Below are 26,283 nucleotides of genomic sequence, written 5' to 3'. Positions count from 1 at the left end.
AGGTGACCTCCCGTCCGCACGTCAGACCTCCTCGGCCTCCGGCCAGGTGATCCAGCCGGCGGGGACCGCGTCGTCCAGGCGGCGCACCTCGCCGGGTGCGAGCAGCTCCGCGCGGAGCAGCGCCCGCGCGACGAGCCGGGCCACCGCGATCGCGCCCGGCGGGTTGAAGTGCGTGTTGTCCCGCGCCGTCGCGGTCCAGTGGAAGTACTCCTTGGTGGCCTCGGGGCCGAGCTCCTGCCAGAGGGCCAGCGACGCGTCCTCGATGTCGAGCAGCGGAACGCCCGTCTCCTTCGCCACCTCGCGCATCGCCTCCGGATAGGCCCCGAGCGTGCGCAGCGCGGTGCCGGACGCGTCGAACTGCCGCCGCTCCACGGAGGTGGCGAGGACCGGCACCGCGTCCCGGGACCTCGCCCCCTCCACGTACGCCCGCAGGTTGTCCTGGTACACGCTCCAGGGATCCGTCTGCCGGTTCGGGTCGTCGGACTGGTCGTTGTGGCCGAACTGGACGAGGAGCAGGTCGCCCGGGCGGACCGCCGCGAGGATCGCGTCGAACCGGCCCTCGTCGAGGAAGGTCCGCGTGCTGCGCCCGTTGACCGCGTGGTTGACGACCTCCGTGCTCCCGTCCAGGAAGAACGGCAGTGCCATGCCCCAGCCGGTCTCCGGGGCCGCGTCGGCGTACTTCTGCGAGGCGGTGGAGTCCCCGGCGATGAACAGGGCACGGGGGCGCGGGACTTCGGCGTCACGGACGGACATCGTCACTCTCTTCTGTCAGGAGGGAATGGGTACGGGGTCGTGTCCGGCATCACGCGGTCACGTCGTCGAGCAGTCACGTCGCCAAGCGGTCACGTTGTCACGCGGTCACGTCGTCAAGCGGTCACGTCGTCACGCCGTCACCGCCTTGCGGACGAGGGCCGCCGCCTCCTCCCGGCCGAGCCGGCCGTCGGCGACGACGGTCACCACCCGCCGTACGACGCTCTCGCCGGCCCCCAGGGCGAGCCTGGCGTCATGGGCGAGGGACGAGCCGACGGCCGGGTACTCGGCGGCCCGCACGAACCACGGATCACGCCGGGTCTCCTCGGTGGCCCCGGCGAACACCAGCGTCCAGCCCGCGCCCGCGAGGGCCACCCAGTCGGCACGGGCACCGTGCAGGGCCTCCTCGCCGTCGCCCGCCGGACCGAACGCCACCGGGGCCGATGCCTCCTTGGGCGCGCGCCAGAAGAAGCCGCCGTACGCGGCACCCGGGCGGCCGTTCGTGGCGGGGCTGCCGAGCGACAGGCCGCGCCCCGAGACGTTGGTGAGCGAGAAGGTGAGGTCGAGCGCCCACGCCGAACCGGTGAGGCACGTGGCCGCCACCGTCCGGTACTCGCGGAGCCATCGCTCGCCGGCCGCCGTCCAGCTCAGCTCCGCCACGAAGCCGTCCGGGTCGCAGAGCTTGAAGCCGTCGTGCCGCTGGACGCCGTGGCGGCCGAGCTCGACGTAGCCCCGGCCGCGGACGAAGGACGGCCCGCCCCAGAAGTCGTACGAGGCCGGATCCCGGCCGGCCGGATCGTCTCCGGCGCCACCGGTCACCGAGGTGTCTGCCACCACGGCGACGTCGGGGACGGCGACACCGGCGCCGAGATGGTGCGGATGGTCCGCCGGCAGCGCCTCGGTCACGGTCCGCCCGGCCGGCGTGGTCACGGGGTGCAGATACGGCCGCGGCGCGTGTCCGGGGGCCAGCGCGGGGCGCGTGAGGTAGCGGGCGACGCTCCGCCCGGCGCAGCGCAGGACGGCGACGGCGCCCGAGGACGTCACCCCGCCACCGTCCGGAGCCGAGGGGCCCAGGGGGCACCCAGTTCGGAATAGAGGCGCAGGGAGTCGGCGCTCGCGTCGACCAGGGCGTCGATCCCGTCGACGACCCTGCGTCGCGCGCTCTCACCGGGCTCGAAGTGCCAGAGCTCCGGGGGAAGTTCGGTGGGATCCGGGGCGGTGCGCACCGCCTCGACGACCCGCATGAAGGCTCCGGTCGCCTCCGGCGGCACCCACAGCGGCTCGTCACCGGTGACGTGCGCGACCAGGTTCTCCAGGAGGTCGGTGCGTCCGTACGCGGTCTCCACCGGCTCCCGCCCGTCCCGTCGCACGACGACCCGGTCCCGCAGGTACCGGAAGGTGATGCGGCCGCGGGTGCCGTGCACGACGACGTACGGCTCCGCCGGCCGCTCGGCGCAGAGCGTCGCCGCCACGGTGACCCGGGGGCCGGCCGTGGTCGTGATCCGCACGGCCGAGGTGTCGTCGGACTCGACGGCGTTCGCCCGCAGGAGTTCGGTCTCCACCCGCTCGACGTCCTCGCTCCGGTCGGCGCCCGCGAGGGCGAGCGCGGTCGCGACCGCGTGGGCGAGCGGGTTGGTGAGCGCCCCGTCGACGACGTCGGCACCGTCCAGCCGACGGCGGCCCGCCCACGGCGCGCGCCGGAAGTAGGCCTCGTCGCGGACCCAGGCCCCGGCCGCGCCGACCCCGACGAGCTCGCCGATCACGCCCTCCTCGACCATCCGGCGGATCGCGGGCACGGCGTGCGAACCGAGCGACTGGAAGCCGATCTGGCACGCGGCGCCGACGGCGCCCAGCCCGTCGACCAGCCGGCGGAACTCGGCGTACGACGGCACGGGCGGCTTCTCCAGGAGGACGTGCGCACCGTGCCGGGCGGCGGTGAGGGCCATGTCGGCATGGGTCTGGATCGGAGTGCTGAGCACGACGATCCGGGCACCGGTGGAGGCCAGCAACGCGTCGAAGTCCGCGGACTGGGCGGGACTTCCGATGCCGTCCAGCTCGGCCGCGTCGAGCGGACGCAGCTCGCACACCCCGGCGAGGCGGACGAGACCGAGCCCTTCGAGCCGGTGGATGTTGAGCAGATGACTGCGACCGTGGCCGCGCGCCCCCGCGAGGACGACGGGCAGGGGTTCGTGTGCGCGTATCGGATGCAAGGGCTTCATCCCTTCCGTTCGTCGTCGGTCGCCCGTCCCGTCACGAGGATCACCTCGAGGGTGCGGGGGCCGTGGACCCCCTCGACCCGGTCAAGCTCGATGTCGCTCGTCGCCGAAGGTCCGGAGATCCAGGTGAGCGGGCGCGTCGGATCGAGGCGGGGCAGCGCGAGCGGCACCGAGGCCACCACCTGCTCCGGCGCCCGTACGACGCACACGTGGAGGTCCGGCACGAGGGTGAGTGCCCGCCGCCCCTGCCCGGGGCCGCCGTCGAGCACGATCGTGCCCGTCTCGGCGATCGCCAGCGCGCAGCCGGTGACGACGGCGTCGGTGGCGTCGAGCTCGTACGGACCGAGCCGGGGCTCGTCGTACCGCCGCTCGACGGCCGTGGCGGCCAGCCACTGCCCGGGCAGCCCGGCCGGCACGGCGACGCTGCGGGCGCCGCGCCGGCCGAGCACCCGGCCGATCAGCTCCGGGAGCCCGGCTTCCGTGGTCCGGTGCACCTGGGCGCGGTAGTCGGCGAGGTTCTCGTGGAGCAGGTCGAGCAGGGCCGCGGGGTCGTCCGGGACGTGGCGCGTGAGGTAGTCGCGGGGCACGTCCGGTGCCTCGCCGGCGCCGGCGCCGGCGACGGCGGCACGGATCCGGGCCAGGACACGCTCACGGGAAGAGGAGGACGCAGCAGACGCAGCAGATGACGTAGATGACGGAGATGACGGAGACGAGGGAGGCGGGGTGGTCATGTGCGGTTCTTCCTCCACCAGTCGCGGAACGGCTCCGCGGGGAGCTCGGGCAGGTCGCGGGTCTCGGTCCAGGCGCGTGCGCCCGGCGGGTTCTTCGGGTGGAGAGCGCGGGTGCGGGCGGCCAGCCGCTCGCCGGCGGCGAGGACCGACGGGTGGTCGAGGACCCAGCCGGCCGCCTTCATCGCCGCCCGCTCGCGGCGGTGGCCGGGGCCGCCCCGCTCGGCGACGCGTTCGCGGAGGTGGACGAGGACCTCGGGGATGTCGATGGCGACGGGGCAGACCTCGTAACACGCTCCGCAGAGAGAGGAGGCGTAGGGCAGCGAGGCGTCGATCTCGCTCGCCGTACCGCGCAGCTGGGGCGTGAGGATCGCGCCGATCGGTCCGGGATAGACGGAGCCGTAGGCGTGGCCGCCGGCCCGCTCGTAGACGGGGCACACGTTGAGGCAGGCGGAGCAGCGGATGCAGCGCAGCGCCTGGCGGCCGACCTCGTCGGCGAGGACGTCGGTGCGGCCGGCGTCCAGCAGGACGAGGTGGAAGGTCCGCGGCCCGTCGTCGTCGGTCGTGCCGGTCCACATGGAGGTGTAGGGGTTCATCCGTTCTGCGGTCGAGGAGCGGGGCAGGGTCTGCAGGAAGACCTCCAGGTCCCGCCAGGTGGGCACGACCTTTTCGATGCCGACGACCGAGATCAGCGTCTCGGGGAGGGTGAGGCACATCCGTCCGTTGCCCTCGGACTCGACGACGACGAGCGTGCCGGTCTCGGCGACCATGAAGTTGGCGCCCGAGATGCCGACCTTCGCGCGCAGGAACTTCTCCCGGAGGTGGAGGCGGGCCGCCTCGGCGAGTTCGGCGGGTGTGTCGGTGAGGTCGTCCGGAGCCGGGCGGCCCCACGCCGCCATCTCCGAGCGGAAGACGTCGCGGATCTCGCCCCGGTTGCGGTGGATCGCGGGGACCAGGATGTGCGAGGGCCGGTCGTCGCCGAGCTGCACGATGAGCTCGGCGAGGTCGGTCTCGTAGGCGCGGATGCCCTCGGCCGCCAGGGCCTCGTTGAGACCGATCTCCTGCGTGGCCATCGACTTGACCTTGACCACCTCCGTCTCGCCGGTCGCCCTGACCAGGCCGGCGACGATCCGGTTGGCCTCGTCGGCGTCCGCCGCCCAGTGCACCGTGCCGCCCGCGGCGGTCACCGCCTCCTCCAGCTGGAGCAGATGGCGGTCGAGGTGGCGAAGGGTGTGGTCCTTGATCCGCCGGCCGGCCTCGCGCAGGTCGGCCCAGTCGTCGAGCTCGGCGACGGCGCGCGCCCGCTTGTCGCGGATCGTGTGGGTGGCGTGCCGCAGGTTCGACCGCAGCGTCGCGTCGCCCACGGCCGACCGTGCCGCCTCCGGGAACGCCGGCATGCCGACGAAGACCCCGCTCATCGTCCCGACTCCTCTCGCCAGGGCTCCTCTTCCGTGCTGGCGAGGATCTCCGCCAGGTGCAGCTCCCGCAGGGGCGCCGACCGCCGTCTCAGCAGCCCGCCCAGGTGCATCAGACAGGAGCTGTCGGCCCCGCACAGCACCCGGGCCCCGGTCGACACGGCGCTGCGGATCTTGTCGGCGCCCATCGCCGCCGACACGTCCGGGTTCTTGACCGCGAAGGTGCCGCCGAAGCCGCAGCACTCCTCCGCCCCGGGCAGTTCGACGAGTTCCAGGCCCTTCACCGCTTCCAGAAGCCGGCGCGGCCGGTCGCCGAGCCCGAGCAGGCGCAGCCCGTGACAGGACGGGTGGTAGGTCACCTTGTGCGGGAAGTACGCGCCGACGTCGGTGACGCCCAGCACGTCGACCAGGAACTCCGTCAGCTCGTACGTCCGCGGGCCCAGTTCGGCCGCCTGCGGGCCGAACCGCCCGTAGTGCGTCCGCACCATGGCCGCGCACGATCCGGACGGCGTCACGACGTGGTCGTACCCCTCGAAGGCGCGCACCGTGCGCCGCACCAGGGGAGCGGCCAGCGCCCGGTATCCCGTGTTGAACTGCGGCTGGCCGCAGCAGGTCTGGGCGGCGGGAAAGTCCACCCGCACGCCCAGGCGTTCGAGCAGCCGGACCGTGGCCACCGCCGTCGCCGGGAAGACGGCGTCGTTGAGGCAGGTGACGAAGAGAGCGACACGCATCAGTGGTTCCTCGGAGACGGTTCGAGCCGGGCGGCGGCCCGGTCCCAGACCGCGCCGTCGCCTTCCGGTGCGTAGTGTTCCAGGGGCTGGGTCCGCGCGACGAGTGCCCGCATCGACGGCAGGTCGCCGACCAGCCCCGCCGCCCGGGCCTGGACCAGGACGTTGCCCAGGGCGGCGGCCTCGACGGGCCCCGCCACGACGGGCAGACCGGTCGCGTCCGCGGTGAGCCGGCACAGCAGCCGGTTGCGGGCCGCGCCGCCCACCAGATGGATCCGGCCGATGTCCCGGCCCGCCAGGGCGGCGGCCTCGCGCAGCGTGCGCCGGTGGGCGAGGGCCAGGCTCTCCAGGACGCACCGGAGCACCGCGCCGCGGTCCTCCGGCACCGGCTGACCGGTCCGGCGGCAGTACGCCCGGATCCGGCCCGGCATGTCGCCGGGCGGCAGGAACTCCGGCGCGTCCGTGTCCACGAACGAGACGAACGGCTCGGCCCGTTCGGCCTCGGCCAGCAGGTCCTCGTGCGCGGCGGGCCGCCCTCGTGCCGCCCAGGTCCTGCGGCACTCCTCCCACAGCCACAGGCCCATGGTGTTCCGCAGGAACCGGATCGTGCCGTCGACGCCCCGTTCGTTGGTGAAGTTCGCGGCCCTGGCCTCCTCCGTCAGCACCGGGGCCGGCAGTTCGAGACCGGCCAGCGACCAGGTGCCGCACGAGATGTACGCGAAGTCCGGCGCCGTGGCGGGTACGGCCGCGACGGCCGACGCGGTGTCGTGGGAGGCGACCGTCGTGACCGGCGTCGCGGCGTCGAGGCCGGTGTACGCGGAAACGTACGGCAGGATCCGGCCGGCCGGGTCGCCCGGCGCGCGCAGCGGCGGCAGCAGTCCGGGTTCGAGCCCGAGCCGCCGGAGCAGCGCCTGCGACCAGGTCCCCGCGCGGGCGTCGAAGAGCCCCGTGGTGGACGCGTTCGTCTCCTCGGCGCCGACCGAACCGGTCAGCCAGCGCACCATCAGGTCCGGGACGAGCAGCAGGCGGTGGGCGGCGGCGAGCTGTGCGGAGCCGTCGGCCGCGGCGAGCTGGAAGACGGTGTTGAAGGGCAGGTGCTGGAGACCCGTGACCCGGAACAGCTCGCCCGGACCTCCGACCCGCTCCCACACCTCCGCGGCGACGCCGTCGGTCCGCCCGTCGCGGTAGTGGTACGGGGCGCCGAGCAGCTCGCCGTCCGCGTCCAGGAGCCCGTAGTCCACCGCCCAGCCGTCCACGCCGACCGAGTCGACCTGCCCCGCCGCCGCCCGCGCCGCCGACCGCAGCCCGTCAAGGACGCCCTGGAAGAGCGCGAGGGCGTCCCAGCGCAGACCGCCGTCGGGCAGCCGGACCGGTGAGTTGGGAAAGCGGTGGACCTCTTCCAGGCCGAGTGCGCCCGGCGCGACCCGGCCCAGCATCACCCGGCCGCTGGTGGCGCCGAGATCGGCGGCGGCGAACACGCCCTCGCGGCGGACGTCCACGGCCCCGCTCATCGCAGGAACGCGGCGGCGACGCCGGCGTCGACCGGCACGAGCAGCCCGGTGGTGTGCGTGAGGTCGCCACCGGTCAGCGCGAAGACGGCGGCCGCCACGTGCTCCGGAAGCACCTCCCGCTTGAGCAGCGTCCGCCGGGCGTAGAACGCCCCCAGCTCCTCCTCCGCGACCCCGTACGTGGCCGCCCGCTGCGCGCCCCAGCCGCCCGCGAAGATGCCCGAGCCGCGCACCACGCCGTCCGGGTTGACGCCGTTGACGCGGATCCCGTGCTCGCCCAGCTCGGCGGCGAGAAGTCGGACCTGGTGGGCCTGGTCGGCCTTCGTCGCGGAGTAGGCGATGTTGTCCGGACCGGCGAAGACCGCGTTCTTCGAGACGATGTACACGATGTCGCCGCCGAGGCCCTGCGCGGTCATCACCCGCGCCGCCTCGCGGGAGACCAGGAAGGAACCGCGCGCCATGACGTCGTGCTGGAGGTCCCAGTCCCGCGCCGTGGTCTCCAGGAGGGGCTTGGAGATCGAGAGGCCCGCGTTGTTGACGACCAGGTCCACCCCGCCGAAGGCGAGCAGCGCGTCCCGGAACGCCGCGACGATCGCCTCCTCGGAGGTGACGTCCACGGTGACCGCCACCGCCCGGTCGGGACCGCCGAGTTCCCCGGCCACCGCGGCCGCCTTCCCGCCGTCCACGTCGGCGACGACCACACAGGCGCCCTCGGCGGCCAGCCGGTGCGCGATCGCCCGCCCGATCCCGCTGCCCGCGCCGGTCACCAGCGCGATCCGGGCCGCGAGCGGCTTGGGCGCCGGCATCCGCCGCAGCTTCGCCTCCTCCAGGTCCCAGTACTCGATGCGGAACTTCTCCGCCTCGTCGATCGGCGCGTACGAGGAGACCGCCTCCGCCCCGCGCATCACGTTGATCGCGTTGACGTAGAACTCGCCCGCGACCCGCGCGGTCTGCTTGTCCCGGCCGAAGGAGAACATGCCGACCCCGGGCACCAGCACGATCGCCGGGTCCGCGCCGCGCATCGGGGGCGAGCCGGCCGTCGCGTGCCGCGCGTAGTACGCCGTGTACTCCTCCCGGTAAGCGGCGTGCAGCTCCCGCAGCCGGGCGACGGCGTCCGGCAGCGGCGCGTCCGCGGGCAGGTCCAGGACGAGCGGCCGCACCTTGGTCCGCAGGAAGTGGTCGGGACAGGAGGTGCCGAGGGCCGCGAGCCGGGGGTGTTCGGCGCGCGAGACGAAGTCGAGGACGACGTCGCTGTCGGTGAAGTGCCCGACCTGCGGATGGTCCTGGGACGCCAGTGCCCGCACGTACGGGGCGAGGGCGGCGGCCCGCTCCCGGCGTTCGGCGGCCGGCAGCGCCGCGTACCCCTCGACGACCGGCCCGAAGGGCTCCGGCCGGCCGCGCTCGGCGAGGAAGGCCTCGGCGGTGCGGATGACGTGCAGCGCGTTGCGCTCGCACTCCTCGGAGGTCCCGCCCCAGACGGTGATCCCGTGACCGCCGAGGACGCAGCCGATCGCCCGTGGGTTCGCCGCCTGCACGGCCGCGATGTCCAGGCCGAGCTGGAAGCCGGGGCGGCGCCAGGGCACCCACACGACGGTGTCGCCGAAGCAGTCGGCCGTCAGCTTCTCGCCGTCCGCGGCGCAGGCCAGGGCGATGCCGGCGTCCGGGTGGAGGTGGTCGACGTGCGCCGCGTCCACCAGGCCGTGCATGGCGGTGTCGATGGAGGGCGCGGCGCCGCCCTTGCCGTACAGGCAGTGGTCGAAGGCGGCGACCATCTCGTCCTCGCGCTCGACGCCCGGGTAGACCGCGGTGAGCGCGCGGAGCCGGTCGAGGCGCAGGACCGCGAGCCCTTCCTCGGTGAGGGTGCCCAGGTCGCCGCCGGAGCCCTTGACCCACATGAGCGTCGTCTCGCCGCCCGTCACGGGGTCGGTGACGACACCCTTGGCGGAGGCGTTGCCGCCCGCGTAGTTGGTGGTGCGGGGATCCGCGCCGAGGCGGTGGGCGCGTTCCAGGAGTGCGGCGACTTCGGGGGGAGTGGCGGAGGCCATGACGTTCCTTAGGGATGCGAGGGCGAAGGAGTGCGGGACCGGGCGGGGCCTCGGCCCCGTCCGGCGGATCGGGGCGGCGAGACACCCCCTACGGGCTTCACGCGCCCCAGCCGGCCTGCGCGCCGCCCACCCGCTCGGCGGCGATCCGCTCCTGCCGTCCGGAGCGGAGGTAGGCGGCGACCGGGTCCGGATCGAGGCCCTGCTCCTCGCGCAGGTCGCGCAGCATCGGGCGCACGTCGGTGTGGAAGGCGTCCATGAGCACCGCGTTGGCGGCGAGCACGTCCCCGTCCCGCTGCGCGGCCGCGAGCGCCTCGCGGTCGACGAGCAGCGCCTTCGCGGTGGCCTCCTGGACGTTGAGCACCGAGCGGATCACCGCCGGGACCTTCGCCTCGATGTTGTGGCACTGGTCGAGCATGAAGGCGACGCCCGCGGAGTCCGCGAGGCCGCCGCCCCGTACGACCTCGTACATGATCCGGAAGAGCTGGAAGGGGTCGGCGGCGCCGGCCATCAGGTCGTCGTCCGCGTAGAAGCGCGAGTTGAAGTCGAAGCCGCCGAGCCGCCCTTCCCGCAGGAGCAGGGCGACGATGAACTCGATGTTGGTGCCGGGCGCGTGGTGGCCGGTGTCGACGACCACCCGGGCCCGGGGGCCGAGTCTGAGGCAGTGCACGTAGGCGGTGCCCCAGTCGGGCACGTCGGTCGTGTAGAAGGACGGCTCGAACAGCTTGTACTCCAGCAGCATCCGCTGCCCCTCGCCGAGGCGCCCGTACACCTCGGCCAGGCTCTCCGCCAGCCGCTCCTGCCGGGCCACGACGTCGTCCTGGCCGGGGTAGTTGGTGCCGTCGGCGAACCACAGCTTCAGGTCCGCCGAGCCGGTGGCGTCCATGATGTCGACGCAGTCGAGGAGATGGTCCACGGCCCGGCGCCGCACGGCCGCGTCCGGGTGGCAGACGCTGCCGAGCCGGTAGGCGTCGTCCTGGAAGGTGTTGGAGTTGATCGCGCCGAGCTCGAGGCCGCGCTCCCGGGCGTACGAGGAGAGGACGGCGTAGTCGTCGACGCGGTCCCACGGGATGTGCAGCGCGACCCGGGGTGCGACGCCCGTGTACGTGTGCACCTCGGCCGCGTCGTCCAGCTTCTCGTACGGGTCGCGCGGCACGCCCGGCTGGGCGAACACCTTGAACCGGGTGCCGGAGTTCCCGTAGCCCCACGAGGGAGTTTCGATCCGCTGGGCGGCGAGTGCGGCCTTCACCGCGGCGATGTCGGGCATGTCCACCTCGGAGCCTCGTTAATGAATCGATTCACTGCACCAGGGAAGCTAGCCAGCGGCCTGAGTGCCGTCAAGACTCTTGACCTTGAAAAGGCGCGCGCCCTAGCGTCGTGGTCCTCTCAATGAAACATTTCAGCCGAGGAGGGTCGGATGGCGGACGCACGGCGGGTCTGCTTCCTGCTGAAGGTGCGGGCCGACCGCGCCGAGGAGTACCGGCGGCGCCACGAGCACGTCTGGGACGACATGCGCACGGCCCTCACGGAGGCGGGCTGGCGCAACTACTCCCTGTTCCTGCGGGAGGACGGCCTCCTCGTCGGCTACCTGGAGACCGAGGACTTCGAGCGCTCGCGCGCCGCGATGGAGGCCACGGAGGTCAACGCCCGCTGGCAGGCCGGGATGGCGGAGTTCTTCGAGGACCTGGACGGACGGGCGCCCGACGCCGCCATGCGCCCGCTGACCGAGGTCTTCCACCTCGACTGACCTCGGACGGGACCGGCGGGACCAGCGAGACCGGCGGGACCGGCGGGATCGCACGGGTTCCGACGGGGTCGGCCGGGAGGCGTCGGCCGAGAGGGGCCCCGAACGGGTCCGCATAGGATGAAACACGAGGCGACGGACCTCGTACGGGCGGGGCGGGACGGGCAGGAACGGACCAGGTGGGACGGATGGCGGGCACCGCGCGGACGGTCGGCATCAAGGACGTGGCACGCGAGGCGGGCGTCTCCGTCGGCACCGTGTCCAACGTCATCAACCAGCCGGACCGGGTCTCGCCCGCGACCCTCCAGCACGTGCGCGGGGTCATCGAGCGCCTCGGCTACGTGCGCAGCGAGTCCGCCCGGCAGCTGCGGGCCGGCCGCAGCCGGATCATGGCGCTGCTCGTCCTCGACATGGGCAACCCGTTCTTCGTGGACATCGCGCGGGGCGCCGAACGCACGGCCCGGGCGGCCGGCCTGGGCGTCATGGTCTGCAACAGCGACCAGAGCGCCGAGGCCGAGGCCGACTACCTCGCGCTCTTCGCCGAGCAGCGCGTCCGCGGCGTCCTCGTCACCCCCGCCGACCCCAGCGGGGCGAACCTGCGCGAGTTCCGCCGCCACGGCATCCCGTACGTGCTCGTGGACCGCGTCGCCGGAGAGGGCGAGCCGGAGGGCGGCCCGGAGGCCGAGGTATCCGGCGACGGCGACGGCACGGGAGCGGGCGCAGGCGCGGGCGCGGGCGCGGGCGCGGGCTGCTCGGTCTCCGTCGACGACGTCGTGGGCGGCTCCCTGGCGATCCGTCACCTCACCGCGACGGGCCACCGCACCTTCGCGTACGTCAGCGGGCCGTCCCACCTCCAGCAGGTGGGCGACCGGCGCGAGGGAGCCCTGCTCGCGCTCGCCGAGGCCGGGCTGCCCGCCTCGGCCCTCCGGGAGATCTCGGTCGAACGCCTCGACGTCGCCTCGGGACGCGACGCGGGCTCCCGCCTGCTCGGCCTCCCCGACCGCCCCACCGCCGTCTTCTGCGCCAACGACCTGCTGGCCCTCGGCGTCCTCCAGGCCCTCTACACGGCCGGCGTGCGGGTCCCGGACGACATGGCGATCGTCGGCTACGACGACATCGAGTTCGCGGCGGCCGCCACCGTACCCCTGACCTCCGTGCGGCAGCCGGCCGTCACCCTGGGCGCGCGAGCCGCCGAGCTGCTCCTGGAGGAGACCGGCGACCAGGCGGAGGACCACCGTCACGAGCACCTGGTGCTCCAGCCGGAGCTGGTCGTCCGCCGTTCGAGCCTCACTCCCCGCTGAGCGCCGCCGCGACGGAGCCGGACAGGGCGAGCCGGACCGGCCGGTCCGGGGCCCGGTGTACATCTGGCTGAGGAGACCCCGACGGCCGCGTAGCACTTGAGTATGACCCCGTGCCCGTACGGAGACTGACTTCTCGCCCGGAACGGAACCCCGGCCCGCGGCCGCCGTCTTGGTCCTCGTGTCGACTTGATCGTCGAGTCGACCCGAGGAGGGTGTGATGGCAGGTCAGGTGCGGGAAACGAGGCGGGCGAAGGCGTCGGCGCCGGAGTACCAGGGGGCTCTCGAGTCGCTGTCGGTGAACGCCTCCCTGCCCGAGGTGCTGGCCCGGGGCATCGAGGAGCTCCGGGCGGCGGAGCGGGCGGGGGACCGGCGGGAGGAGGCGCGCTGCGGGCTGGCCGTGGCGGAGGCCTGCCGCAGGCTCGGCCGGATCGAGGAGGCCGACCGGGCGTGGAAGGCGAGCTACCGGGCGGCGCGTGCGGCCGGCCACGAGGGCGCCATGGCGTGGGCGCTGTGGAGCGGCGGCACGCTGGCCCGGCAGCGCGGTGCGTTCCGGCTGGCGTACCGGCTGCTGCGGCTGGCGGCCGAGGCGGGCGAGCGGAGCGGTGACGTCGTCGTGCGCGGCTACTCGCTGGCCGGACTCGCCGAGACCGGGCGCATCCAGGGCGACTACGCGGCGGTGCGGAGGCTGCACGAGCAGCTCCTCGCCGAGGCCCGCCGCCGCGGCGAGGCCCGGCACACGGTGTGGGCGCTGGAGGGCATCGCGCAGATGCACCGCAACACCGGCGAGTACGACGAGGCCCTGGCCCTGTTCGAGGAGGCGGCCGAGACGGCGTCCCGCGCCGAGGACCGGCGTGGCTGGGCCTGGGCGCTGCGCGGCATAGCGGACGTGGTGTCCGTACGCGACGGGGACACCGAGCGCGCCCTGTCCCTGCTCTCCCTGGCCGAGGAGGCCTGCCGGGAGATGCGGCTGTCCAGCGCGCTCGCCTACAACCACAAGATGCGCGGCAACGTGCTGTACCGGGCGGGCCGGTACGAGCAGGCCCGTGAGCTGTACGCGCGGGCGCTCGAGGAGTTCCGCGACATGGACGAGCCGCGCGGGACGGCGCTGTCGCGCCTCGGCCTCGTCAAGGCCTCCGCCCGCCTGGGACGCGACGCCGCGCACACCGCCGCGGAACTGGCCGAACTGCGGTCCACGCTGGACCGCATAGGGCTGCGGCACGCCCGGGACATGGTGGACAAGGCCGCGGCCGAGCTCGGCGTCGGACCCCTGCCGGACCACGGCGGCCACGAACCGGGCGCCGCGAGGCCGGTGCTGCCGGCGGTCGGGGCGGACGCCCTTCGTGCCGCCGACGTGGCGGGCCTGCGGTGAGCGCCGTCCCGACGCCGCTGACGCCGGCGTACTCGCCGGGCGCCGCGGTGCCGCCCCCGGCGCGTCCTACTCGTGAGCACCGTCCCGAACATGACGACGCGCCGGTCCGCGTCCTGGAGCGCTGCCGTGCCCTGGTCCGGCCCGCGCTGGTGGAGGCGGTGGGCCGCCTCCAGCCGTGGACCGGGGAGATGGCGGCGTACGCGCTGGGCTGGTCCGACCCGGCCGGGACGCCGGATCCCGGCGCGACCGAGGGCAAGGGAGTGCGCCAGGCGCTCGTCCTGCTCGGCGCCGAGGGGGTCGGGGCGGACGGCGCGGACGCCGTCCCCGGCGCCGTGGCCGTCGAACTCGTGCACACCTTCTCGCTCCTGCACGACGACATCATGGACGGCGACGCCCTGCGCCGGCAGCGCCCGGCGGTGTGGAAGGCCTACGGGACGGGCCCGGCGGTCCTCGCCGGCGACGCGCTCCTCGCCCGGGCCGTGACCACCCTGGCCGAGACCGCGGGCCCGCACGCGGCGTCCGCGGTCCGGTGCCTGTGCCGGACCCTGAACGCCCTGGTGTCCGGGCAGGCCCAGGACCTGTCCTTCGAGGACCGTCCGTGGTGCGGCCCCGGCGCCGTCGCACCCGAGGAGTACCGGTCGATGGCCGAGCACAAGACCGGCGCCCTGCTGGGCTGCGCCCTCGCGCTCGGCGCGGTCCTCGGCGGGGCCCCCGGCACGACCGTGACCACGCTCGAACGGGCCGGCCGCCACCTGGGCCTCGCCTTCCAGGCGGTGGACGACATGCTCGGCATCTGGGGCGACCCCGCCGTGACCGGCAAACCCGTCCACGCCGACCTGCGCAGGGGAAAGAAGACGTACCCGATGCTCGCCGCGCTGTCCGGCGCGGGCGGGGCCGCCCGCGAACTCGCGGCGCTGCTCGACCCGCCCCGGCCGCTCGGCCACGAGGCCGCCGCACGCGTCGCGGCACTGGTGGAGGAGGCGGGCGGGCGGACCGCGGCCCGCGAGGAGGCGCGCCGGCAGCTGGACACCGCCCGCCGCGCGCTGCGCGACGCGTCGCTCACGCCCACGGCCGCACGGCGCCTGGACGGCCTGTTCACGTACGTGCTCGACCGGACGCGGTGATCACCGCCAGGCCGTCTCTCTCGGATCGGGCCGGACCGGCCGTGCCGGGCGTCGCGGACCCGGCCGGGATCAGGAAGAGACGGCCTGGCCCCCGCCGGTCACCCCGCCGGTGACGGCTCGACGACCGGGACCCGCAGCGGAGCGCGGAAGGACAGCAGACCGAGCGTGGGTGCCTCCGCCGCGTCGGGGGCGAGCCGGACGGCGGGCAGCCGGCGGGCGGCCGCGCGCAGCGCCACCGCCGCCTCCGTACGCGCCAGGGCCGCGCCCGGGCAGCGGTGGCGACCCACGCCGAAGGCGAGGTGGTGGCGGATGTTGGCTCGGCCGGGAAGCATCTGCCCGGGGGCCTCGAAGACCTCCGGGTCCGAGCCGCTGCCCATGAGCATCAGCAGCAGCTCGGCGCCGGCGGGGAGGCGCACACCGCCCAGCTCCACCGGCCGGGCGGTGACCCGGCGCCACGAGGTGACGGGCGGCTCGCGCCGCAGCACCTCCTCGACCCACGCCGCGGCGAAGGCCTCGTCGTGGGCGGGGCGCGGCCACAGCCCGGGCTCGGCCAGCGCACGGCGCAGGACGGTGGAGATGAGCTGTCCCGTCGTGGACTGCCCGGCGATGAAGACGAAGAAGCACGCGCCGACCGCCGTCTCCGGGTCGAGCAGGGTCCCGTCGGGCAGCCGGTGGCGGACCAGCGCCCCGACGAAGCTGTCCGCCGGCGCCGCGGGGTCGTTCACGAGGTCCGTCAGCCACTGGTGGAACTCGCCGACGAGCACGGCCAGTTCGAGCCGGCGCTCGGGCGAAGGCCGTCCCCAGAACAGCTCGAGCGAGGCGTCGCTCCACCGCACCAGGGTCGCCGTGTCAAGGCCCTCGATGCCGAGGAGTTCCGTCATCACCCGGCAGGGCAGCGTGTGCGCGAAGGCGGAGAAGAGGTCGCTCCGGCCCGTCGCGTCGAGCTCCGCCCGCACCATGTCGAGCAGCTCGTCGGCGACCCGCTCGATCACCGGGACCGCCGCCGCCACCCGCTGGGCGTTGAAGAAGCGCATGACGACGCGCCGCAGGCCCGCGTGGCTCCCGGACGCGTTGTTGGCGAGTGCGGGACGCAGCCGGAATCCCGCACGGGCGAGCACCCGGAGCACCGGAACGCCCAGCGGCGTCACCGCGTGCTGGGCGTTGTCCGGCCGGAAGGCGTCCGGATCGAGCAGTACGCGGCGGACGTCCTCGTACCGGCTGACCAGCCACAGGCCCGTGGCGTCGTCGCGGTGGACCGGAGCTTCGGACCGGAGACGGTCCAGCCACGGGTACGGGTCGCGGACGAAGCCCTCGTCGAACAGGTCGAGCAGACCGAGGGGGTCCTGCGGGGTCGCCCGGTGCGCGTACGGGCAGGTGCCGGCCGTGTCCGGGCGGGACGCGGCGGTGTCGAGGGCGGAGGTCACGCCGGCGGACGCTAGCACGCGAACGGGCGCGTACCGGCCGGTGTGTGCGGGGGATCACCCGCGGACGGCCCGGCCGCGGCCGGGCCGTCGCGGCACCGGACCCGCGCCCGTCCGGGCGGGCCCCGTCCGACGCGCCGGGGCACCTGGGATAGGGTCTGCCCGGTTCACAAGCCGCAAATCGGTCGTCACGTGGAAGGACCCGCCCTGAACACCCCGCTCGCCGAGGCGTTGTCCGTCACGCTGCTCGCCCTCGTGCTGGCCTGCGCGGTCATCAGGCCCTTCGGCTGGTCGGAGGCCGTCGTCGCGGTCCCCGCGGCAGGGCTCGTGTTGGTCACCGGCGCGGTCTCCCCGGACGACGCGCTGGCCGAGGCCGAGCGGCTCGGCCCGGTGGTCGGCTTCCTGGCGGCCGTACTGGTGCTGGCTCAGCTCTGCGACGACGAGGGCCTGTTCCGGGCCTGCGGCGCGTGGATGGCACGCCGGGCCGCGGGCCGGCCGCGCCGGCTGCTCACCCAGGTGTTCCTCGCGGCGTCCGCGATCACGGCCGTCCTGAGCCTGGACGCCACGGTCGTGCTGCTCACCCCGGTGGTCTTCGCCACCGCCGCGCGGCTCGGCGTGCGCCCCAAGCCGCACGTCTACGCCTGCACGCACCTGTCCAACACCGCCTCCCTGCTGCTGCCGGTGTCCAACCTGACCAACCTGCTGGCCTTCACGGTCAGCGGGCTGAGCTTCACCCGGTTCGCCGCCCTGATGGCGCTGCCGTGGCTGGCCGCGATCGCGGTGGAGTACCTGGTCTTCCGCCGCTTCTTCGCCACCGACCTGGACGCCGGGGCACACGCCCCGCCGGCCACCGAGGCCTCCGAGACGCCGCTGTTCGCGCTGGTGACGGTCGGCTGCACCCTGGTCGGGTTCGCCGTGTCCTCCGCGGTCGGCGTCGACCCGGCGTGGATCGCGTTCGCGGGGGCGCTCGTGCTCGCCGTACGCGCCCTTCTGCGGCGCCGGGTGACCCCCGTGGCCCTGCTGCGGTCGGCGTCGGTACCGTTCCTCGCCTTCGTCCTGTCCCTCGGGATCGTGGTCAGGGCCGTGGTGGACAACGGCCTCGACGGGGCCCTGGGACACGTCATCCCGGAGGGCGACTCCCTGCCGGTGCTGCTGGCCCTCGCCGCGCTGGCCGCGCTCCTGGCCAACCTCATCAACAACCTGCCCGCGGTGCTGGTGCTGCTGCCGCTGACGGTGCCCTCCGGCCCGGGCGCGGTGCTCGCGGTGCTGCTCGGGGTCAACATCGGCCCCAACCTCACGTACGCCGGCTCGCTGGCCACCCTGCTGTGGCGGCGTATCGTGCACTCCCACGACACCGAGGTCGATCTGAAGGAGTTCACCCGGCTCGGGGTGTACACCGTACCGATGAGCCTCGGCGTCGCGGTGGTCGCGCTGTGGGCCTCGCTGGCCGTCATCGGAGGAGGCTGAGCCATGGCCGTGGTCGTCTGGATCGTGGAGGGCACCTGGCCCGCCTGCGTGGACGCCGCGCGCGCCCACGCCCCGGCGGACGCCGAGATCGTCCTGCTCCACGTCAGCCCGACCGAAGTGCCCGGTGCGGCGCACGGCGCGTTCGCCGGACTGCTCGGGCGCGGCCACCCGGAGCGCGACCCCGGCACCCGCATGGAGGGCCTCGCCACGGCGTCGGCCGAACGGCTCCTGCGGTCCGCCGCCGAGCGCCTCGGTCGCCCCAGCACCTCCGTGGAACGGACCGGCCGCGTCGAACGCGAGGTCGTCGCCGCCACCGAGGGCGCCGAGCTCCTCGTCCTCGCCCGCGACGGCGACCGCACGCACCTCGGCCCGCACAGCCTGGGCCCGGCCGCCCGTTTCGTCGTCGACCACGCGCCCTGCCCGGTCCTGCTGGTGTGGCCGGAACCGTCCCCCGGCCTGGCCACGCTTCCGCCACCGCCGACCGGGTGATCCGTCAGGAGGACGACCCCGGCTCGTAGGCGAACCAGTCGAAGCGGACCGTCCCGGCCGCACCGCACGCCACCCGTCCCCCCCCGGCCGAAGGGCCCGCCCTCGCATGCAGGGCGGGCCCTTTCCTCATGCGGCCCGGGCGTCCGCGCCGCTCAGGAGCAGACCGCGCCGTTCAGCGTGAACCGCGACGGGGACGCGTTCGTACCCGAGTACGTCGCCTGGAACCCGAAGCTCGCCTGGGCGCCGGGCGCCAGGGTGCCGTTCCAGCCGGCGTCCCGGGCGGACACCGTGGTGCCCGACTGGCTCACCGTCGCGTTCCAGGCGCTGCCGATCCGCTGGTCGCCCGCGAAAGCCCAGCCGAGCGTCCAGCCGGAGATCGGCGCCGCCCCGGTGTTCTTCACGGTCACGGTCGCCGTGAAGCCGTTGCCCCACGCGTTGTCCACCCGGTACTCGACCGCGCAGGACGCCGAAGGCGGCGCCGCGTCGTCGTCCGCCTCGGTCGCCGTGAACGTCGCCGGCTGCACGCCGGTCCCGCCGACCGTGAAGGCGGCGCTGCCCGCCAGCGCGTCCGTGTCCTGCGCCGCGCTCACCGAGACCTGCCGTGCCGTCGCCCAGTCGGCCGGCGTGAACACCAGCGTCGCCCCCGCCGTGACGGACAGGTCCGGGTCGCCGGAGGCCCGGGCCACCGTCACGGTGACGTTCTGCGGCGGCGCGGCCGAGAGCCGTACGCCCACCGTCGCCGAGCCGCCCTCGGCGACCGTCACGGCCGCCGGGGTCACCTGCACGGCGGGCACGGCCGGTGCGCCGCGCCGCTCCGCCGCGAAGGCCGCCAGCCACGCCAGCGGGGCGTTCCAGTTGATCGCCACCTCGTTCGTGGAGTACGAACCGATGTCGTCCACGTAGCAGGCCGCCGGCGCGCAGCCCGACAGCTGCTCCTTGGCCACCGGGTCCTCGAGCCCCGCGTTCGGCCCGCCGGCGAAGGAACCGGCCGGCGGGTGCGGCAGCGAGGCGTCGTTCTGGTGCGCCCAGAACCGGTGGTGCTGGTTCTCGGAGGCCCGCTCGCCGTAGCCCGTGACGTACGAGCGGTCCAGGGCGTTGCGGCCCAGCAGGTAGTCCAGGGACTCCAGGGCGCCCGCCCGGTAGCGCTGGGCACCCGTCAGCTCGTACGCGACGGCCAGCACCATCGCGTTGTTGGCGACGGCGCTGTTGGAGCCCCACACGTAACCGGTGGCTGGGATCGGCACCCCGTAGCCCTGGCCCGCCATGGTGGAGAGGTGGCCGTCGGCGGCGGCGGTCAGCAGTCCGCGCATCCGGGCCAGGTCGTCGGCGGGCAGGGCCACGCCGGGGACGGTGGCGAGGGTGATGCGGCCCAGCGTCGCCGTGCCGCCCCACCAGAACCCGTCGGCGGGCTTGCCGTGATGAGGCGAGGAGGTCACGGCGTCGCGGTACTGCGCCTCGCCGGTGGTGGCGAGGAGTTCGGCCGCGGCCCAGTAGAACTCGTCCGAGACGTCGGCGTCCTCGTACGCGCCGCCGCCCGTGTTGTCGGTCGCCGGGGCGAGCACGCCCGGGTTGGCCCTGGCGGCCGTCCAGGCGGTGCGCGCCGCGGCCAGGCACCGGCTCGCGAAGGCCGCGTCGTACGGGGCGTACACCCGGGCGCACTGCGCGGCCGTGGCCGCCAGGTTCAGCGTGGCGGCGGTCGAGGGCCGGTGGAGCTCGCGCTGCTTGTCGTCGAGTTCGGGCCGCGTCGGCAGCGCCGTCCACTCCGCGTCGTGCACCTTGTGGAAGGCCATGCCGGCCGACGGCCGGCCCGCCGGGACCTGCATCCGCATCAGGAACTCCAGCTCCCAGCGGGCCTCGTCGAGCACGTCCGGCATCCCGTTGCCGCGCTCCGGAATCCGGAGCGTCGAGTCGCCGAGCGCGGCGTCACCGCCCGAGCGCCGCGCCCGCTCGAAGGAGTTGACGACCTGCCAGGTCGCGATGCCGCCGTTGACCACGTACTTGCCCTGGTCGCCCGCGTCGTACCAGCCGCCGCGTACGTCCACCCGGTAGTCGCACACCCCGGCCTGGCAGGGCACGCTGGTGTCGCCCTTGTTCGGTGCCACGCCCAGGTGCCCGGCGGGACGCGCGTACGCGCTGCCCGTCAGCGCCGCGTCGATCGCGATCCCGCTGCGCTGCTGGTGGAAGAACGACATGCTGTCGGCGCGCAGGCCGTCGTACAGCGAGGCGGAGATGTCGAAGGGATGGCTGGACCGGCCGCCGGCGACGAGGGTGAAACCCGTGCCGGTGCCGGTGTACGTGCCGAAGTCCACCAGGTGCGTGGCCTGGCCGGACGCCTGGTCGGCGCCGTGCACGGCGGTGCTGCCCGACGCGACCTGCGCACCGGAGGCGTCGAGCAGCTGCCAGGCGAGCGGCGTGGTCGCGGAGCTGACCACGGTGGCCCGCTTCGGGCCGTCGGGCAGGTAGCCGAGCTGGTTGACCCGGACGGGGTAGTCGGCGGGCGCCGCGAGGGCGCCCGCCGTCGCGGCGCGGGCGGAGTCCGCCGTGAACGCGCCGACGGTCAGGCTGCCGGCGGCCAGGGCGAGGCCGGTGAGCGCCGCGGCCGCGCGACGTGGCAGCCGACGGACGGAGAGGACAGGGGGCACGTGAGGGCCTTCCTCGGGTGGGGGCAGAGGATTGGGAGCGCTCCCACCACCATGGCGCATCCGGTAGCGGTGACGTCAAGATGCGGGAAGGACGGAAGGGGATGTCCCTACCTCTGCTGGGCCGCGTCCCGGGCCTGCTGGGCGATCTGCTCCAGCACGGCCCTCGGGTCCGCGGACGGCGCCACGGCCTTGCCGATGTTCCGCTTGATGGTGTTGCTGACCTGCAGCCAGGACGGTTCGTTGACCGGGTAGAGCTCGGCGGTGCGCAGCGCGGTCAGGAACTGCTCGGTGCTCGGGTCCGCCGCCGCGCCCTGGGACGCCTGGGTGGCGGTCACCGTCGACGGCAGCAGCTGGTACCGCCCGGCGAACTCGTTGAGGTTCTTGTCCTCGTAGACGAAGTTCAGGAACGAGCCCACCAGTTCGCGATTGCCCTCGTGCCTGAAGGCCATCATCCAGTCGGCGACGCCGGCCGCCGGCGGGGTCTTCTCCTTGCCCAGCGTGTCCGACACCGGCATCCGCAGCGTGCCGACCTTCATGCCCTTCGCCCTTGCCTGGTGGAGGAGCGACGGATAGCCGTTGAGCATGCCGACGTCACCGCGCAGGAAGGCGGCGAAGGCGTCCTGCCGGTTGAGCTGCGCCGGCGGGACCGGGCCGGTCAGGGCGGGGGCGACCAGGTTGTCCTTGATCCAGCGGAACGTCTGCGCGTTCCGTTCGGACGCGATGTTGTACCGGCCGTTGTTGTCGGTGTAGCCGCCGCCGTTGCTCAGCTCCCAGATCAGGGCCTCGGCGTGCGCCTCCTCGGGGCCGAGGGGCAGGGCGTACGGATAGGGCACGTCCTCCTCCTTCAGCGCCTCCGCCGCGTCCCGCAGGTCCGACCAGGTCTTCGGCGGCTCCGCTCCGGCCTTCTCGAACAGCTCCTGGTTGTAGAAGAGCAGCCGGCTGCTGGCGACGAAGGGCAGGCCGTAGAGGGTGTTGTCGACCGAGCCCGCCTCCGCGAGCGGCGGCAGGAAGTTCGCCTCCGTCCTGATCGACAGCACCTCGCTGGCGGCGTAGAGGCGGCCCTGCGCGGCGAAGTCGGAGTACGCACCCATCAGTGCCACGTCCGGGGCGTCGTCCTCCTCCACCATCCGGGTCACCTCGCGGTCGACGTCGGCCCACGGGTAGAGGGTCACCTCCACCTTCGTGCCGGGGTGGGCGGCGGTGAAGGCGGCGGTCAGCTTGTCCCAGTACGCCTTGGAGCTGGTCGCCGGGCTGTCGCCGTACTCGGGGGCCACCAGGCGCAGCGTCGTCCCGTCGCTCCCGGACAGCGAACCGCAGGCGGTGACGAAGGAGCCCAGCAGTCCGAACGCGGCCACGGAGGCGGTCATGCCGAAGAGTCTCGGTCGCACGGATTTTCCTCTTGATCTTTTTGGACAGTGCGTCCGAAATTCTCGCCCGGCGGTGGCCGTAATTGCGCCCCCCGCGGAGCTTTTGTGGTCGTAGCTCCAACTGGCGTCATTCCCTTTGGTGTTTTCCGATATGGGGCCGTCGAATCCGACGCGCGTAGAACCCTCCACCGTGTCCAAAAGGACTTCGGAAAGGAACATTGACGAAACGGAGGACCCGGGGACGGAACCGGAGCCCACTCCGGCACGGCCACGGCTGGGGCCCGCCGATCATGCCCGGGGCGGCACCCAAGCGGACACGGAGAGTGACCACGGCGCTGCTCCGAGTGGAGTTCACCGGTGGTGGACCTCCCGCATCGCACGCAGGCTGACCCTTGTCCCCGCCCGCCCGGACCATGCCGCGCGGAGCCGGACGGCACACCCGGCCGTGACGGCCGGGACGCTCAACCACGCGCGAGAGACGGGTTCACATGACGCAACACGGCATCAGAACGGGCCGCCTGCCGTCCGTTCGGGGGAGCGGCAGGTTCGTACGCAAGCGGGGGGACCACCGGTACGCGCGGCGACGCCTCCGGGGCGCGCGTACCGGGGCGGCGCTCGCCGCGGCGGGTCTCGCCTTCCTGGGTGCCGTCGCTCCGGCACCGGCCGGGGCCGCGTCACCGCCCGGCACCGGGCCCCACCCGGGCGCTCCGGGGCGGTTCGTGCCCGGCCCCTGCCCGGACGCGCCCGAGCCGGTCCCCGGCCGGTGCGGGGTCCTGGAGGTGCCGGAGAACCGCGCCCACCGCGGCGGGCGGACCATCCGGCTGGCCGTCGTCATCGTTCCGGCCGTGTCGAAGAAGCCGGCCGACGATCCGGTGGTGTTCATGGAAGGAGGCCCCGGCGGCGACGCGATCGACGCCATCCCCTTCCTGATCGCCTCCCGCGTGAACCAGGACCGGGACCTGATCGTCATGACCCAGCGCGGCGGGCCCTACTCCCAGCCCCACCTCGCCTGCCCGGAGATCGACCGCTTCCAAGCGAAGGCCGTCGGACTGCCCTACGACGCGCCCTCGACCGGACGGCTGCTGGTGCGCGCCGCCAAGGAGTGCCGGGACCGCCTCACCGCCGACGGCATCGACCTGCGGGCCTACAACACCACGGAGAACGCCGCCGACTTCGACGCCCTGCGCAAGGCACTCGGTATCAGGAAGTGGAACGTCTACGGCTACTCCTACGGCACCGACCTGGGCCTCACCTACCTGCGCCGGCACCCCCGGGGAATCCGCTCGCTGACGATCGACTCCGTGGTGCCTCCACAGATCGTGAGCCTGCCCTGGACCTGGGACAGCGCGCGGGAGGGGATCGACGCGATCTTCGCGGCCTGCGAGGCCCAGCCCCGCTGCAAGAGCCGCTACCCGGACCTCCACCGCACCCTGACCGAGCAGGTCCGCCGCCTCGAGGCGAAACCGCTGCGCCTGACCGTGCGGCCGCCCGGGGGCGGAGATCCAGTGAAGGTCGTCCTGGACGGCGGCACGCTGGTGAACCTGCTGGTCGCCGACGGCCGTGCGCTGCCGGCCGCGGACGTCCCCGCGGCACTCGACGAACTCGCCCGCGGCAACCCCGAGCGCCTCGCGCGGATCCGGGCCGCCGGCGCCACCCCCGCCATCGGCGAGTTCGCCCACGGCCTGACGCACTCGGTGGCCTGCGCCGAATGGGTGCCGGGCTACGGCAAGTCGGACCTGCTGGAGGCGGGACGCCGGGCCTTTCCCGGATGGCCGGACACGGTGCTCGCCCACGCACCGCAGCTTCCCTTCGAGCACGACCTGTGCCGCGTCTGGAACGTCCCCGACCGCACCGCGATCCAGCGGGTGCCGACCCGCAGCAAGGTGCCGACGCTGATCATCACCGGAACGTTCGACGCGAAGACCGGGGCGAGCTGGGGACCGTACGCGGGCCGCACCCTGCCCCGCTCGACGGCCGTGCTGATTCCCGGGATCGGCCACTTCGTGGTTCCTCAGTCGCCCTGCGCGCAACGCGTCCTCGCCTCCTTCCTGGCGCGCCCGACCGCGCCCGACACCGGCTGCGTGGCAGGACTCGCGCCGGCACCGTTCACCATCACCCCAGACCCGGAGAGAACATGACGTCTCCTCGCCCACCCCGCCCCCACCCCCGGCGCGCGTCGCGCCGGCTCGCGGCCACCCTGGCCGGAGCCACGGCCGGAGTCCTCGTCGCCGGCCTCGGCGCGACGCCCGCACAGGCCGGGTCCGACGGCGGAGCGCCGCTCGGCACGGTCGCCCGGACGGCGAGCGGCGCCCGCTTCGAGCCCGGCCCCTGCCCGAGGACGGCGGACCCGATCCCCGCGCTGGAGCGCGCCCGCTGCGGCACGCTCACGGTGCCGGAGAAGCGTTCCCGGCACGACGGTCACCAGGGCCACGACGGAAACCAGGGCCACGACGGTCACCAGGCTCCCGTGGATCACCACTGGCCCCACGGTCACGACCGCGACGACCAGCACGGGCGGAAGGACCATCCGAGCCGCACGATCACCCTCGCGGTCGCGATCATCCCCGCGGCCACGAGCCGACCGGCACCCGACCCGATCGTGTGGCTCGCCGGCGGGCCCGGCGACGACGCGGTCTCCGAGATCCCGATGGCGCTCGCCGGCGGTCTGAACCGCGACCGCGACGTCATCTTCATGTCGCAGCGCGGGACGTACTCGGCCGACCCGGAGCTCACCTGCCGGAACATCGACGAGTTCGCCGCGGAGTCCCTCGACCTCGTCTTCGGCGCGCCGTCCACCGGCCGCCTGCACGTCGAGGAGACGCGCAAGTGCCGCGACCGGCTGGTGAGCCGCGGCGTCGACCTCAGCGCGTACAACGGCACCGAGAGCTCCGCCGACTACGACGCCCTGCGCAAGGCGCTCGGCATCAGGCAGTGGAACGTGTTCGGCATCTCGTACGGCACCGATCTGGCACTCCAGTACATGCGTCTGCACCCGGAGGGCATCCGGTCGGTCGGCATCGACGGCGTCCTGCCGCCGTCCCTGGCCGGCGGTGCCGTGACCTGGAAGGCGGCACGGGAGGGCTTCGACGGCATCTTCAGGGCGTGCGAGCAACAGCCCGCCTGCAACACCCGCTATCCGAACCTCAAGGCCACCTTCGAGCGCCTCGTGGTCGAACTCGAGGCCCGGCCGGTCACCACCACCGTCACGGTTCCGGGCCACCCGGAGCCGGTGAAGGTCGTCCTGGACGGCGGACTCCTGGTGAACTGGCTGACCTTCGCCAGCCATCTCGCGGCCGGCGTGCCCCGCTCCATCGACGAACTGGCCCACGGCAACCCCCGGCGGATCGCCGAGCAGTACGCGGGCGGCAAGCTCAGCCCGCAGGCCATCGGCAGGGTCTCCCACGGACTCGTCTTCGGCGTCTTCTGCAGCGAGTGGACACCGTTCGAGAGCGAGGCCGACGTGATCCGTGCCGGACGGCGGCTGTTCCCGTCCTTCCCCCGCTCGGTGCTGGCCAACGCACCGCTCCTCAGCTGGATGCACGCGGACTGCCGGGCCTGGGACGTTCCCCCGGCGGACCCCTCGATCCGGCAGCGGACGTACAGCGACATCCCGACCCTCGTCCTCTCGGGCGGCTTCGACGCCCAGACCGCGCCGAGCAGCGGGCCGTACGCCGCCCGTACGCTGAGCCGCTCCACCGCCGTCACGGTCCCCTACGTGGCCCACGTGGTCTTCGCCGACTCGAAGTGCGCGCAGACGATGACCGTCTCGTTCTTCGACCGTCCGAACGCGCCGGACACCAGCTGTCTCGCAGGGCTCAGGCCGCCCACGTTCGAGATCGCGCCGTAGGCGCCCGACCCCTCCCGGCACCGGCCCGGGACGGGCTTCCCCCCCAAGGGGGACACGAAACACCCCCTCGGTCTTCCCCGCGGGCAACAGGAAAGTCGAAGACGGGATTGTGGTGTCTTTCTCTT

Annotated in this window: 20 protein-coding genes; 8 read left to right on the top strand and 12 right to left on the bottom strand. The window is 74.1% G+C overall.

What is annotated here, in order from left to right:
• Positions 1-21: 21 nt before the first annotated feature.
• The 9 genes from ACFWJO_RS13845 to rhaI form a co-directional block, all read right to left on the bottom strand.
• Positions 22-753, bottom strand: coding sequence for a rhamnogalacturonan acetylesterase (locus ACFWJO_RS13845; protein WP_386864922.1), 732 nt, complete (start codon positions 751-753; stop codon positions 22-24).
• A gap of 129 nt (positions 754-882) precedes the next feature.
• Positions 883-1,794, bottom strand: a complete 912-nt coding sequence (locus tag ACFWJO_RS13840) for a PmoA family protein (RefSeq protein ID WP_386864921.1) — start codon at positions 1,792-1,794, stop codon at positions 883-885.
• Entirely contained in the window at positions 1,791-2,960 is a 1,170-nt protein-coding gene (locus ACFWJO_RS13835; protein WP_386864920.1) for a Gfo/Idh/MocA family protein, read from the bottom strand. Before ACFWJO_RS13835 ends, ACFWJO_RS13840 begins: the two co-directional genes overlap by 4 nt.
• A 5-nt stretch (positions 2,961-2,965) precedes the next feature.
• On the bottom strand, positions 2,966-3,607 hold the full coding sequence (locus tag ACFWJO_RS13830) for a lactate utilization protein C (RefSeq protein ID WP_386864942.1): 642 nt from the start codon (positions 3,605-3,607) through the stop codon (positions 2,966-2,968).
• Positions 3,608-3,693: 86 nt separating this feature from the next.
• Positions 3,694-5,112 (bottom strand): lactate utilization protein B, encoded by a 1,419-nt coding sequence (locus tag ACFWJO_RS13825; protein ID WP_386864919.1) that lies wholly within the window; start codon positions 5,110-5,112, stop codon positions 3,694-3,696.
• Positions 5,109-5,840 (bottom strand): (Fe-S)-binding protein, encoded by a 732-nt coding sequence (locus ACFWJO_RS13820; protein ID WP_386864918.1) that lies wholly within the window; start codon positions 5,838-5,840, stop codon positions 5,109-5,111. The genes ACFWJO_RS13825 and ACFWJO_RS13820 overlap by 4 nt, the downstream gene beginning before the upstream one ends.
• Entirely contained in the window at positions 5,840-7,348 is a 1,509-nt protein-coding gene (locus ACFWJO_RS13815) for a rhamnulokinase family protein (RefSeq protein WP_386864917.1), read from the bottom strand. The genes ACFWJO_RS13820 and ACFWJO_RS13815 overlap by 1 nt, the downstream gene beginning before the upstream one ends.
• On the bottom strand, positions 7,345-9,390 hold the full coding sequence (locus ACFWJO_RS13810; protein ID WP_386864916.1) for a bifunctional aldolase/short-chain dehydrogenase: 2,046 nt from the start codon (positions 9,388-9,390) through the stop codon (positions 7,345-7,347). Before ACFWJO_RS13810 ends, ACFWJO_RS13815 begins: the two co-directional genes overlap by 4 nt.
• 97 nt (positions 9,391-9,487) lie before the next feature.
• Positions 9,488-10,654, bottom strand: a complete 1,167-nt coding sequence (gene rhaI, locus ACFWJO_RS13805; protein WP_386864915.1) for an L-rhamnose isomerase — start codon at positions 10,652-10,654, stop codon at positions 9,488-9,490.
• A 150-nt stretch (positions 10,655-10,804) separates the two neighbouring features.
• On the opposite strand from rhaI, the gene ACFWJO_RS13800 reads away from it, so the two are divergent.
• The 4 genes from ACFWJO_RS13800 to ACFWJO_RS13785 all read left to right on the top strand — a co-directional run bounded on the left by ACFWJO_RS13800 (position 10,805) and on the right by ACFWJO_RS13785 (position 14,925).
• Positions 10,805-11,134, top strand: coding sequence for an L-rhamnose mutarotase (locus ACFWJO_RS13800; RefSeq protein ID WP_386864914.1), 330 nt, complete (start codon positions 10,805-10,807; stop codon positions 11,132-11,134).
• Positions 11,135-11,319: 185 nt separating this feature from the next.
• Complete coding sequence (locus tag ACFWJO_RS13795; RefSeq protein ID WP_386864913.1) at positions 11,320-12,432, top strand: LacI family DNA-binding transcriptional regulator; 1,113 nt, start codon at positions 11,320-11,322, stop codon at positions 12,430-12,432.
• Between the two features lie 217 nt (positions 12,433-12,649).
• Positions 12,650-13,801, top strand: a complete 1,152-nt coding sequence (locus ACFWJO_RS13790) for a tetratricopeptide repeat protein (RefSeq protein WP_386864912.1) — start codon at positions 12,650-12,652, stop codon at positions 13,799-13,801.
• A gap of 47 nt (positions 13,802-13,848) precedes the next feature.
• Complete coding sequence (locus ACFWJO_RS13785) at positions 13,849-14,925, top strand: polyprenyl synthetase family protein (protein WP_386864941.1); 1,077 nt, start codon at positions 13,849-13,851, stop codon at positions 14,923-14,925.
• 98 nt (positions 14,926-15,023) lie between these two features.
• Here the strand turns inward: ACFWJO_RS13785 and ACFWJO_RS13780 are convergent, their stop codons facing one another.
• Positions 15,024-16,349 carry a cytochrome P450 gene (locus ACFWJO_RS13780; protein ID WP_386864911.1) on the bottom strand — a complete coding sequence of 442 codons (1,326 nt, stop codon included), beginning with the start codon at positions 16,347-16,349 and terminating at the stop codon, positions 15,024-15,026.
• 204 nt (positions 16,350-16,553) lie between these two features.
• On the opposite strand from ACFWJO_RS13780, the gene ACFWJO_RS13775 reads away from it, so the two are divergent.
• Complete coding sequence (locus ACFWJO_RS13775; protein WP_386864940.1) at positions 16,554-17,813, top strand: SLC13 family permease; 1,260 nt, start codon at positions 16,554-16,556, stop codon at positions 17,811-17,813.
• A gap of 3 nt (positions 17,814-17,816) precedes the next feature.
• Positions 17,817-18,302: a universal stress protein gene (locus ACFWJO_RS13770; protein ID WP_386864910.1), complete on the top strand. Its 486-nt coding sequence runs from the start codon at positions 17,817-17,819 to the stop codon at positions 18,300-18,302.
• 152 nt (positions 18,303-18,454) lie between these two features.
• Here the strand turns inward: ACFWJO_RS13770 and ACFWJO_RS13765 are convergent, their stop codons facing one another.
• Positions 18,455-20,944 (bottom strand): glycoside hydrolase family 9 protein, encoded by a 2,490-nt coding sequence (locus ACFWJO_RS13765; RefSeq protein WP_386864909.1) that lies wholly within the window; start codon positions 20,942-20,944, stop codon positions 18,455-18,457.
• A 107-nt stretch (positions 20,945-21,051) separates the two neighbouring features.
• A complete protein-coding gene (locus tag ACFWJO_RS13760; RefSeq protein WP_386864908.1) occupies positions 21,052-22,311 on the bottom strand; it encodes an extracellular solute-binding protein in 1,260 nt (419 codons plus the stop codon).
• Between the two features lie 719 nt (positions 22,312-23,030).
• On the opposite strand from ACFWJO_RS13760, the gene ACFWJO_RS13755 reads away from it, so the two are divergent.
• Both ACFWJO_RS13755 and ACFWJO_RS13750 read left to right on the top strand, forming a co-directional pair.
• On the top strand, positions 23,031-24,449 hold the full coding sequence (locus ACFWJO_RS13755; RefSeq protein ID WP_386864907.1) for an alpha/beta fold hydrolase: 1,419 nt from the start codon (positions 23,031-23,033) through the stop codon (positions 24,447-24,449).
• Positions 24,446-26,158 (top strand): alpha/beta fold hydrolase, encoded by a 1,713-nt coding sequence (locus ACFWJO_RS13750; RefSeq protein ID WP_386864906.1) that lies wholly within the window; start codon positions 24,446-24,448, stop codon positions 26,156-26,158. Before ACFWJO_RS13755 ends, ACFWJO_RS13750 begins: the two co-directional genes overlap by 4 nt.
• Positions 26,159-26,283 lie beyond the last annotated feature (125 nt).

This window comes from Streptomyces sp. NPDC127092, assembly GCF_042722475.1.
Taxonomy (GTDB): Bacteria; Actinomycetota; Actinomycetes; order Streptomycetales; family Streptomycetaceae; genus Streptomyces.
This window is presented reverse-complemented; position numbering and strand designations above follow the sequence as displayed.